10 protein-coding genes are annotated in these 12,021 nt (G+C 33.8%); 8 read left to right on the top strand and 2 right to left on the bottom strand.

Annotation, left to right across the window (positions count from 1 at the left end):
- The first annotated feature begins 55 nt into the window (after positions 1-55).
- The 4 genes from BIW12_RS02790 (at position 56) to yidC (ending at position 5,931) form a co-directional block, all read left to right on the top strand.
- Entirely contained in the window at positions 56-1,966 is a 1,911-nt protein-coding gene (locus BIW12_RS02790; protein WP_071183713.1) for a LysM peptidoglycan-binding domain-containing protein, read from the top strand.
- A gap of 13 nt (positions 1,967-1,979) precedes the next feature.
- Positions 1,980-2,213: a DUF3820 family protein gene (locus tag BIW12_RS02785; protein ID WP_071183712.1), complete on the top strand. Its 234-nt coding sequence runs from the start codon at positions 1,980-1,982 to the stop codon at positions 2,211-2,213.
- 143 nt (positions 2,214-2,356) lie between these two features.
- Positions 2,357-3,973: a CTP synthase gene (locus BIW12_RS02780; RefSeq protein WP_071183711.1), complete on the top strand. Its 1,617-nt coding sequence runs from the start codon at positions 2,357-2,359 to the stop codon at positions 3,971-3,973.
- A 65-nt stretch (positions 3,974-4,038) separates the two neighbouring features.
- Positions 4,039-5,931 carry a membrane protein insertase YidC gene (gene yidC, locus BIW12_RS02775; protein ID WP_071183710.1) on the top strand — a complete coding sequence of 631 codons (1,893 nt, stop codon included), beginning with the start codon at positions 4,039-4,041 and terminating at the stop codon, positions 5,929-5,931.
- A 54-nt stretch (positions 5,932-5,985) separates the two neighbouring features.
- Here yidC and BIW12_RS02770 read toward each other — a convergent pair whose 3' ends face one another.
- Positions 5,986-6,945, bottom strand: a complete 960-nt coding sequence (locus tag BIW12_RS02770; protein ID WP_071183709.1) for a fasciclin domain-containing protein — start codon at positions 6,943-6,945, stop codon at positions 5,986-5,988.
- 329 nt (positions 6,946-7,274) lie between these two features.
- On the opposite strand from BIW12_RS02770, the gene BIW12_RS02765 reads away from it, so the two are divergent.
- From BIW12_RS02765 to BIW12_RS02750, 4 genes are all read left to right on the top strand, one after another.
- Positions 7,275-7,979, top strand: a complete 705-nt coding sequence (locus tag BIW12_RS02765) for a toxin-antitoxin system YwqK family antitoxin (protein ID WP_071183708.1) — start codon at positions 7,275-7,277, stop codon at positions 7,977-7,979.
- A gap of 99 nt (positions 7,980-8,078) precedes the next feature.
- The gene (gene mnmA / locus BIW12_RS02760; protein WP_071183707.1) at positions 8,079-9,266 is read left to right on the top strand and encodes a tRNA 2-thiouridine(34) synthase MnmA; all 1,188 of its coding nucleotides are present in this window, start codon (positions 8,079-8,081) and stop codon (positions 9,264-9,266) included.
- Positions 9,267-9,357: 91 nt separating this feature from the next.
- Positions 9,358-10,299 carry an NAD(P)H-dependent flavin oxidoreductase gene (locus BIW12_RS02755; protein ID WP_071183706.1) on the top strand — a complete coding sequence of 314 codons (942 nt, stop codon included), beginning with the start codon at positions 9,358-9,360 and terminating at the stop codon, positions 10,297-10,299.
- Positions 10,300-10,310: 11 nt separating this feature from the next.
- Complete coding sequence (locus tag BIW12_RS02750) at positions 10,311-10,724, top strand: hypothetical protein (protein ID WP_071183705.1); 414 nt, start codon at positions 10,311-10,313, stop codon at positions 10,722-10,724.
- Between the two features lie 59 nt (positions 10,725-10,783).
- Here BIW12_RS02750 and BIW12_RS02745 read toward each other — a convergent pair.
- A protein-coding gene (locus tag BIW12_RS02745; RefSeq protein WP_394332093.1) for an IS3 family transposase occupies positions 10,784-11,958 on the bottom strand; the annotation gives its coding sequence in 2 pieces (ribosomal slippage) (positions 10,784-11,700 and positions 11,700-11,958; 1,176 coding nt in all).
- Between the last annotated feature and the right edge of the window lie 63 nt (positions 11,959-12,021).

The raw sequence follows: 12,021 nt of genomic DNA, 5'->3' as shown, positions 1-12,021 counted from the left end.
TTTGGTACCGTTTTTTTATCTTTAGTTTAATAATTTTTTTTAATAAAATAATCGAATGAAGTATTTTTTTGCAATTTGGATTCCTGTTTTAATGTTTACCAATCTTGTTATTTCGCAAGGAACGATAACGCATAAAGTAGAAAGCGGAGAAACGATAAATGACATTGCTAAGAAGTATCAAGTGACTCCTTATGATATTTATAAATTAAACCCTGATGCTCAAAGAAAATTAAGTCCTAAAATGATGCTTTTGATTCCTGCTAAAGCAGCTTTGAAAAAGGTAGCTACTCCGGCAGAAATAACGCATAAAGTGTTGCCTAAAGAAACTTTGTTTGGAATCGAAAAAAAATATAATGTTTCGGATGCTGATTTGAAAAAAGCGAATCCTTTTTTAGAAACAGAGGGTTTGCAAATAGATCAGGTTTTAGTAATCCCATCTAAAAATGCTACTAAACCTAAGGTGGTGCTTCAGGAGAAACCTTTGTATCATGATGTGCTTCCTAAAGAAACTAAATTTTCAATTGCTAAGAAATACGGTATTACTATTGCCGAATTAGAAAAGAAAAATCCTGAAATCGTAGCTAATTTGACTATTGGTTCTCATTTGTTAATCAAAGGAAATCCAGCTAAGAATGCTGTTGTTTTGTCTCAAAAAGAACCGGTTAGGCAAGAGGTTGTTGCGGCACCGGTTAAGAAATATGTGACTTATGAAGTGAAACCAAAAGAAACCTTGTATAGTTTGTCTAAAATGTTCGATATGAGTCAGGAAGAATTATTGGTTTTAAATCCTGAACTTAAAAATGGTGTTGAAATAGGAATGCTTTTAAAAGTGCCAGCTGGTTCTGCTTCTTCCGCCGTTCAGGAAAATAAAGTATATGCTGATTTAACTCCTAAAATTAACGGAGTGCGTAAAAAGATGGTTATGCTTTTGCCGTTTAATGTAGTCAGAGTAGAGGGAGATTCAGTAAACTCAGTGGTTGAGCAGCTAAAGAAGGATAAGTTTTTGAATATGACTCTCGATTTTTATGCGGGAGCCTTAATGGCGATAGATTCGGCTAAAACTTTGGGATTGCCTATAGATGTACAAATTATAGATTCGGAAGAAAAAAAATATGGTTCAGATATTGCTACGGTTGTTAAAGCTAATAATTTGCAAACTGCCGATGCTGTTGTTGGTCCTTTTTATCAAAATAATGCTGAAACTACCGCCCGTTTGTTAGGGGGTAATAATGTACCTGTGATTTCTCCATTGTCAAAAGATGCTGGGAATTCGATAGCCAATTTGTATCAATCGGTTCCTGTAAATGATGTTTTGAAGACTGCTATGTTTGATTACATGCGATCCAAAAAAGGAAATATTGTTGCGGTTGTGGATAGAAAGAAAGAATCTGTAATACAGTATCTTAAATTGAATCAGCCTGATGTGCGATTAGTTCCTTTGACTGAGAGAGGAAGTGTTGCTGCCGAAACTTTGAGGGGAATGTTAGTTGCGGGTAGGATGAATTATGTGGTTATGGAAACAGCTAATACTATGATGATTAAAGCAACTATTGCTTCAATGTTGAGTGCAATGGCTGATTATCAGGTTCAGTTGGTTATTTTGGAGCCAAATGAAACTTTGGATACTGATGAAATTAGTTTCTCCAATTTGGTGAAATTAAAATTGATGTATCCTTCGGTAACCAGAGATAATAATTCGCCTGAAGGAGTTGTTTTCGAGAATAAATTCAGAAAAATCAATTCGATTGCGCCAAGTGATTATGCTGTAAGAGGTTTTGATGTTACTTTTGATACCATGATGCGTTTGATGCAAAATAAACCTTTTGAGGAAACGGTAAGTGCGGTTGCAACAGAGCAATTTGAAAATAAATTTGAGTATTATAAGAAAGACAATGCAGGCTATATTAACAAAGGAGTTTATATCATGTATTATGATGCCGATTTGACTGAAAAAGTGGCTAATTAATTTGTTTTTTTTAATGGATGCAAATCAACAAAAACTGATAAAATTAGCGCATACTAAAATGCCTTTTGGGAAATACGAAGGCAGGTTTCTTATTGATTTGCCTGAGTATTATGTGGTTTGGTATCACAATAAAGGCTTTCCAAAAGGAGAATTAGGGGAGCAGCTACAACTGATTTACGAACTAAAGTTGAATGGTTTAGAAGAATTGATACGAAATATTAAAAAAAGATACCCAAAACCTCATTGAATTCTAAATTTAATGAGGTTTTTATTTTTGTATTAACAAATCTCAATTTTAGAAATTATCTCATTTCCAAATTAGCATAATCTAAATTTATAATCGTATTTTTGCCACGTTTTTTACACAACTACAATACAAACTAGAACAGCATGAATCAAACAAAATATATTTTTGTTACTGGAGGGGTTACTTCTTCTTTGGGAAAAGGAATTATAGCAGCATCATTAGCAAAATTATTACAGGCAAGAGGGTACAGAACAACTATTCAAAAATTTGATCCCTACTTAAATGTTGACCCAGGAACATTGAATCCTTATGAACATGGGGAATGTTATGTAACCGATGATGGAGCTGAAACCGATTTAGATTTAGGTCACTACGAGCGTTTTCTAAATGTTCCGACTTCTCAGGCTAATAACGTAACGACTGGTAGAATTTATCTTTCGGTTATTGAAAAAGAAAGAAGAGGGGAGTTTCTAGGGAAAACAGTTCAGGTTGTTCCTCATATCACTAACGAAATTAAGGACAGAATGCAATTGCTGGGGCAATCCGGTGATTATGATATTGTTATTACTGAAATTGGTGGTACTGTAGGTGATATTGAATCTTTGCCTTATATTGAATCTGTTCGTCAATTAGTTTGGGATTTGGGTGAAAATAATGCAATTGTTATTCATTTAACTTTAGTTCCTTACTTAGCTGCAGCGGGTGAGTTGAAAACAAAACCAACTCAGCATTCAGTGAAAACTTTGATGGAAAGCGGAATTAAGGCCGATATTCTTGTTTGTAGAACTGAGCATGAACTTTCTCAGGAAATACGCAGTAAACTAGCTTTGTTTTGTAATGTGAAAAAAGAAGCAGTTATTCAGTCTATCGATGCTTCTACAATATACGAAGTGCCAAATTTAATGCTTGAAGAAGGATTGGATATTGTGGCTTTGAAAAAATTAGACTTACCTAAGAAAGCCGCACCGGATTTGAAAAACTGGAATACTTTCTTAAAAAGATTAAAAAGCCCAAAACATACCGTGAATATTGGTTTGATTGGGAAATATGTTGAAATGCAAGACTGTTACAAGTCTATTTTAGAAGCGTTTATCCATGCAGGTGCTGCTAATGAAACTAAAGTGAATGTAGTTTCTATTCATTCAGAATATATTGATGACGAAAATATTGCTGATAAATTAAAAGATATTGATGCTATTTTAGTTGCACCGGGATTTGGTGAAAGAGGAATTGAAGGTAAAATAGCTGCGGTGCGTTATGCACGTGAAAGCAAAATGCCTTTCTTCGGAATCTGTCTTGGAATGCAAATGTCGGTAATCGAATATTCCCGAAATGTATTAGGATTAGCAGATGCTAATTCGACAGAAATGAATTCAGATACTCCAAATCCGGTTGTGAATTTAATGGAAGAGCAAAAAAATGTAACCGACAAAGGAGGTACAATGCGTCTTGGAGCCTGGAAATGTGAAATAAAACCATATACTTTAGCTTATAAAATTTACGGTCAAACAACTATTCACGAGCGTCACCGTCACCGTTATGAGTACAACAGTGCTTATGTGGTTGAGTTAGAAAAAGCAGGATTGAAAGCTTCAGGTGTAAATCCGGATACCGGATTAGTAGAAATTGTTGAAATTGAAAATCATCCGTTCTTTATCGGGGTGCAATACCATCCGGAATATAAGAGTACAGTAGCAAATCCGCACCCTCTTTTCGTGAATTTTGTGGCTGCTGCCGTAAAAGCAAGAAAAAAACAGTAGTGTTTTCTAGTTATAGAATCAAATAAATTAGGCTCAAAAAGCCAATAAAAATAAGTCGCGTAATAATGGAAGAAAAAAAGTTTGACCCTAATTCGTTAATCGGTTTTGTATTGATTTTTGGTATTTTGCTTTGGATAATGTATCAAAATAAGCCTACTGAAGCCGAACTAGCTGCGGAAAAAGCCAAAAAAGAATTGGTCGTTAAAGAAGATGCTAAAGTGCAAAATGCTGCAAAATTAAACGTAGCTCCGGCTGTAGCTAATGATACTTTGAAATTGGCACAATTACAAAAATCTTTAGGGAGTTTTGCTTATTCGGCCACTTTAGCTTCTGCTAAGGATGATTATACTACTATCGAAAACAAATTAGTAAAGCTTAAAATTGCTAATAAAGGTGGTTATATTGCTGAGGCAACTTTAAAAAACTTTGAACGATTTAAAAAAGGTTCAGGTAAATTAGTGCAATTAATTAAAGATAATAATGCACAGTTTAATCTTCAGTTATTAACGAAAGACAATCATACTTTAAATACTAAAGATCTTTATTTTGAACCAACTTTGACAAAAAATGGTGAAGACCAAATTTTGACAATGCGTTTAAAAGCAGCTGATAATGCCTATTTGGAATATAAATATGTATTAAAAGCAACTGATTATATGTTGGATTTTGATATTCAAACCCAAGGATTGAATAACGTTTTGAAAACAGAAAAACCATTGCAGTTAGAATGGAACCTTAAGACCTATACTAACGAAAAAAGTATTTCTTATGAAAACCGTTATTCTGAAGTTTATTTTGAATATGAAGAAGGTAAAAGCGATTATTTAGGTCAGGGAAATGATAAAACAGAAACAGCTGAGAGTGTTTCTTATGTAGCTTACAAACAACATTTCTTTTCTTCTATTCTGTTGTCGTCAACGCCATTTAAAACAGCTGAATTGTATTCTAACAATTTAGTAAATGATGATAAGGTGGATACTACGTTTACAAAACAATTCAAGGCAGTAATGCCATTGGCTTTTAAAAATGGAGAGATTGACCAAAAAATGAATTGGTATTATGGTCCTACAGATTATAAATTATTAAAATCTTACGATAGAAATCTTGAAGATATTGTAGCACTGGGTTGGGGGATTTTCGGTTGGATTAACCGTCATGCTTTTATCCCAATGTATGGTTTGTTGAGTATGTTTATTTCACAAGGTTGGGCAATTGTATTGTTTACTATTTTAGTAAAATTAATCATGTCCCCTGTTACATACAAGTCGTTCCTGTCTCAGGCAAAAATGAAAGTATTGCGTCCTGAAATCACTGAAATTGCTGAGAAATTCAAGGAAGAGCCTATGAAAAAACAGCAAGAAACTATGAAATTATACAACAAAGCAGGGGTAAACCCGATGGCTGGTTGTGTTCCCGGTTTGCTGCAGATGCCTGTTTTTTATGCCTTATTCCAGTTTTTCCCGGCCGCTATTGAGCTAAGGCAAAAAGGATTTTTCTGGGCAGACGATTTGTCTTCATTTGATTCAGTTTACAAATTGCCTTTCCATATTCCTGCTTATGGCGATCATATTAGTTTATTCCCAATTTTAGCTTCGATTGCAATTTTCTTTTATATGAAAATGACAACCGGAGACCAGCAAATGGCAACACCACAACAGGAAGGAATGCCTGATATGGCTAAGATGATGCAAATTATGGTGTATATTTCGCCATTAATGATGTTGTTGTTCTTTAATAGTTATGCCTCAGGATTGAGTTTGTATTATTTTGTTTCGAATACTATTACCATCGGAATTATGTTAGTTATCAAAAACTATATTATTGATAGTGATAAGATTCATGCTCAAATTCAGGAAAACAAAAAGAAAGAGCCTAAGAAACCAAGTAAGTTTCAGCAAAAATTACAAGAAGCTATGGCACAACAAGAAGCCATGAAAGCGCAAAATAAAAAGAAATAATACAGTTAAAACATAAAAAAGCTCTCAATTTGAGAGCTTTTTTTATGTTTGGTATTAATTCAAATTAGGCAATAACACCTTGTCAATTACATGGATGACACCATTGGAACATTGAACATCTGTTGCGGTAATATTTGAAATTCTATTGTTAAAATCCTTTATTTTAGCACCTCCAGTCAATTGAACAGTGAATGTTTGTGGAGTTTGTAGTGTATTGACTATCTGTCCTTCGGTTAAGCTTGCAGCTAAAATATTTCCATTTACAACATGGTATTGCAATACTTTCGTCAAATTGGCAGCTGAAACTCCCGCAACTCCACCTGGAGCTAGTTCTGTATTCAATGCAGTAAATGCGGCATTTGTTGGTGCAAATACAGTAAAAGGTCCTGTTCCTGATAAAATGCTAACAAAGTCAGGTTGACCTGCTCCGGTTAAAGCTCCTACTAATGATGTAAAGTTAGGATTAGCGGTAGCGTGTGTAACAATTGTAGGCAGATTGATTACTGCATCAACCACGTGAATTACACCATTAGAAGCCATTACATCAGCAGTTATTACTTTAGCAACTCCATTTAGTTCTACTCCTGATGTAAGATCTACATACATGCTCATTGTATTTGTTCCTGAGGTAGCACTTTTGGCAAGTGTTTTAACATAGCCAGTTGTTAAGTCAGTAGATTTTACTTTTCCGCTAACTACATGATTTAATAGAATTTGTGTTAATACGTCTTTTGGTACGTCGTTAATTGTTGCATAAGGAGTTGTTTCTAAAAAGGCTGTAAATGCTGCGTCTGTAGGTGCAAACACCGTAAAAGGGCCTGTTCCTTTTAGTGTAGTTGCTAATTCAGCTCGGGTTAAAGCTTGTACTAGAATTTTAAGGTTTGAATTTTTAACTGCTAGTCCGGTTATGGTGTTATCAACCGGTTTTGGATTGTCGTCGTTATCGCAAGATACCATTAAAGATAAAAATGCAATACAAGTTAGGGCAATTCTAAATTTTGATACAATTTTCATAATTTTTAGTTTTATAGTTGTTGTTAATTTTGTTTAAAGTTAATTAATAAAAGTTAAACAAAAATTACTTTATAATTTGATTAATAGTTGTTTAGCGTTTGAGATATTGCTTTTCTATTGATAATAAGGTTTTTTGTTTAATAAACTCGTTGTTTTGGTTAAACAAAATATCGTGCTGATTAATTCTTGTTTCTAAGCTTCATTTAGTAAATTTGACTAAAGATTGGTATAGTCAAATTACTGTCTTCTAGAGATTATCTACAAACAGTTTTGGCTAAGTGTTGATGAAATGAATAAATAATTATTGTTAAAAATTAAATTTGACCAAAATGATAAAAAAGAGCTTGTTTTTCTTTTTCTTTTTACAATGGATGACTCTAATAGCGCAAATAGGAATTAATCAATTGGATAGTGAGCAAAAAAAAGATGGTTTGTGGAAAGGTTTTTATCCGGAATCAAAAAGATTGCGCTATGAAGGAACTTTTTCTCATGGCAAAGAAATTGGTGAGTTTAAGTTTTATGATGATACTAAGGCGGGGACTGTTATTGCAACACGTACATTTAATGCTAATGATAATGCAGCTTACACGGTTTTTTATGATCAAAGTAATAATAAAGTCAGTGAAGGAAAAGTAGTCAATAAATTGTTTGAAGGCGAATGGAAATATTACCACAAAGCTTCTAAAACGATTATGAGTATTGAGAATTATAAAAACGGAAAACTAGAAGGTTTGCGCTCGGTGTTTTTTCCAAGCGGAAAAATAGCCGAAGAAACAAATTACAAGCAAGGTCTAAAAAACGGAATTTCTAAAAAATATTCCGAAAAAGGAATTGTATTAGAAGAGGCTACTTTTAAAAACGATCAATACGATGGGATTGCTGTTTTTAAAGATGTAGATGGCAATGTGGTTTCGAAAGGTAAATTTACAAACGGAAAGAAAACGGGAATTTGGCAGTTTTTTGAAAACGGAAAATTAACAGAAGAAACAAATATGAGTCATCCTAAAGCAAAACCAATTGCGAAAACAAAGTAATGTTTTTTACAAAAGGATTTTGATTACAAACGGAATGTTATAATTATCAGAATCGTTTGAAAACTTTGTACCTTTGCAGCCTCAAAAACAAACTTTATTATGAAACGTGTTGTAGTAGGACTTTCCGGTGGTGTCGATTCCAGTGTTGCGGCTTATTTGTTGCAACAACAAGGCTATGAGGTTATAGGTCTTTTTATGAAAAACTGGCATGATGATTCGGTGACGATTTCTAATGATTGTCCGTGGTTAGAAGACAGTAACGATGCTTTGTTAGTGGCTGAAAAGTTAGGAATTCCATTTCAAACCGTTGATTTAAGTGAACAATACAAAGAAAAAATCGTTGATTATATGTTCAACGAATACGAGAAAGGGAGAACTCCAAATCCTGATGTATTGTGTAATCGCGAGATAAAGTTTGATGTTTTTATGAAAATCGCCTTAAGTCTTGGTGCCGATTATGTGGCAACAGGTCATTATTGCCGAAAAAGCGAAATTGAAGTGGACGGAAAGCCAGTATATCAATTGCTTTCGGGTGTAGATAATAATAAAGATCAGTCTTATTTTCTTTGTCAGTTATCGCAGGAACAATTAGCAAAATCACTTTTCCCAATTGGTGAATTGACAAAGCCCCAAGTGCGTGAAATTGCTGCTGAAATGGAATTGGTTACAGCCGAAAAGAAAGATTCGCAAGGATTGTGTTTTATTGGAAAAGTACGTCTTCCGGAATTTTTACAGCAAAAATTACAGCCTAAAGACGGAATTATTGTTCAAATTGACAAAGATAATTCTGTTTATAATACTAGTGTTTCAGACGAATTGATTACTGAAGAAGCCTTGTCTTTAGCAGCAAAATCAATTCGTTATACGCCTGAAATGGGTAAGAAAGTAGGAAAGCATCAAGGTGCACATTATTTTACCATTGGACAACGAAAAGGATTAAACGTAGGTGGTACAGCCGAAGGATTATTTGTAATAGCAACTGATGTTGAGACTAATATAATTTATACCGGAATGGGAAGTCACCATCCGGGATTGTTTAGAAAGGCTTTGTTTATAGAAAAATCTGAGGTGCATTGGATTCGTAAAGATTTGGCTTTAGCCAATGGAGAAACAATGAAAGTTATGGCTAGAATTCGTTACAGACAGCCTTTGCAGGAAGCTACTTTACATCAATTTGAAGACGGAATGTATGTTTCTTTTGAAGAACCACAATCAGCCATTACCCAAGGACAATTTGTAGCCTGGCACATTCGGGACGAATTAATTGGTTCCGGAGTGATTTCGTAGTTCGTTTTCGAAAAAAAATAATATATTTAAGTGATTAATTCGTTTAGGAGTTGATCACTTTTTTTTTGAAAAAATATAAAAATTTTTTGTGATGAATAGAATAACCACACTTTTCAATATTAAATACCCCATAATTCAGGCAGGAATGGTTTGGGTAAGTGGTTATAAATTAGCCAGTGCTGTTAGTAATGCTGGCGGTTTGGGTTTGATAGGTGCGGGTTCGATGTACCCGGAAGTTTTAAGAGCGCATATCCAAAAATGTAAAAAAGCTACTTCAAAACCTTTTGGAGTGAATATTCCGATGTTGTATCCCAATATCGAAGAAATTATGAAAATCATTGTTGACGAAGGGGTTAAAATTGTTTTTACTTCGGCAGGAAATCCCATGACCTGGACTACTTATTTAAAAGAAAATGGTGTTACTGTAGTGCATGTGGTGAGCAGTACCAAATTTGCTTTAAAAGCGCAGGAAGCGGGTGTTGATGCTGTTGTTGCTGAAGGTTTTGAAGCAGGAGGTCATAACGGAAGAGACGAAACCACTACTTTTACTTTAATTCCAATGGTGAAAGAACAAATAAAAATTCCTATTATTGCAGCCGGTGGTATTGCTAATGGAAACGGAATGTTGGCAGCGATGGTTTTAGGAGCCGATGGAGTTCAGTTAGGCAGTCGATTTGCGGCTTCAGTGGAATCTTCGGCACATGACAATTTTAAACAAGTAATTTTAAATACCAAAGAAGGAGGAACGCATTTAACCTTGAAAGAGTTGACTCCGGTGCGTTTGATTAAGAATAAGTTTTTTGAGGATATTCAGGAGTTATACGCCAAATGCCCTACTAAGGAGGATTTGTCTCAATTATTAGGAAGAGCGCGTTCTAAAAGAGGTATTTTTGAAGGAGATTTAATTGAAGGAGAATTAGAAATAGGGCAGATAGCAGGATTAATTCACGAAATAAAAACTGCCGAAGCCATAATTTTAGATATGATGCAAGAATATCAGCAAGCCAAAAAAGAAGTTGCTGATTTCTTTTAAAATAAATTGAAATGACAAAATTGAAATGCTTTTACATAAGCTTATTTTTTTTACTACTTGGAATGCAGCAGTCCTACAGTCAGGTGTATCGATTTAAAACTTCAGGATTTAGCGTTTTAGAGAAAAACGAAAGAGGAAAATGGGGGAAATGGTCTGATTTGAGTTTGGTGAATATTCTGGTTACTCTGGATACTAATAAAAACCGATTTTTAATCTATTCCCAAAATATTCAATTGTATGAAATTTTGAGTTATCAACCGGAATCAGAATCAGAAAGCGATTTGGTTTATTCATTTGTATGTAAAGACAATGACGGAGTTGATTGCACGCTTTCTATCATTACCCGAAAAAAACAGGAAAACCGAAAACAATTATATATTACTTACAGCGATCATGTAATTGTGTATAATATTTTTACGATGTAAAAAAGAGGCGGTTCAAAATAATTTTGAACTGGATATGCAAATAAAAATTACAGTTTAAGTTAAGCTACATTTTTGTAAATATCGTTTTGATAATTGAACTCCTCTATTGTTTTATAATTCAAAGCACGATGTCTTCTTTTTCTGTTGTACCATATTTCAATATATTCAAATATTTCAAGTTTCATTTGTTCTTTTGATAGTAACTTATTTCCGTAGATAAGTTCTGTTTTTAGAGATTTAAAGAAACTTTCTGCCACTGCGTTATCCCAGCAATTTCCTTTTCTACTCATACTCCTGATTACTCCATAAGACTTAATAGTATTAGCAAATTTCTTAGTTGCATATTGCACCCCTTGATCGGAATGAAATAGTAATCCTTTTTTAACAGCTCTGTTTTTTATAGCCATTCTCCAAGCAGCTAGGGACGTATCATCGGTACTCATGGTATTGCTTAAGCTCCAACCAATTAATTTTCGGTCATATAAATCAATTACTGTTGTTAAATACAAAAAACCTTCTTTTGTTTGAATATAGGTAATATCAGATACCCAAACTTCTGAAGGTTTAGTTACCATAAAGTTTCTGTTGAGCACATTATCAGCAATTAGATAGTTGTGTTTTGAATTGGTTGTAACTTTAAATTTCTTACTTACTTTACTTCGTAGACCAAGTTGTCTCATGTATTTTGCAACAGTAAATCGTGATATTCGATACCCTAAAGCATGTAGCTCAGATGTTATTCTTGGGCTACCATAACGTTGCTTGAATTCAAAATAAAGAGCCTTTATTTTTTCTTTGAGCATATTCTTTTTTAGTAATCTTTCTGAAACACTCCTGTTTTTCCATTTATAATAACCACTTGGACTGATTTTTAAAATCAAACACATTTTCTCAATCGTAAACAGGCTTTCATGATTCTTAATGAACCTATATTTCATCGACCGCTCTTGGAGAAAATGCTGATTGCTTTTTTTAATATATCACGTTCCATTTCTGCATCTTTCAATTTTTTCTCCAATTCGTGAATACGTTCTTGTTCAGGTGTCAATTTTAAATTTCCTTTTCCAGGAAAACTGCCATCACCATACTCTTGGTAATCTTTACGCCATTTGTAAAGCAATGAAACTTTTATTCCAAGTTCTCTGGCTAACTCTGATAAATTACTTCTTTCATTACTCAATTCTACAGCTTTAATTTTAAAAGCTGGATCATAAATTTTTCTTTCTTGTTTCATGTGTTAAAATTAAGATTTTAGTCTTAACTCACACTGTAAGCTAAATTAGTACATCCAAACCGC

Source organism: Flavobacterium commune, from assembly GCF_001857965.1.
GTDB lineage: Bacteria > Bacteroidota > Bacteroidia > Flavobacteriales > Flavobacteriaceae > Flavobacterium > Flavobacterium commune.
Note: the sequence above shows the minus strand (reverse complement) of the source record. Positions and strands in the feature narration are given on the sequence as shown.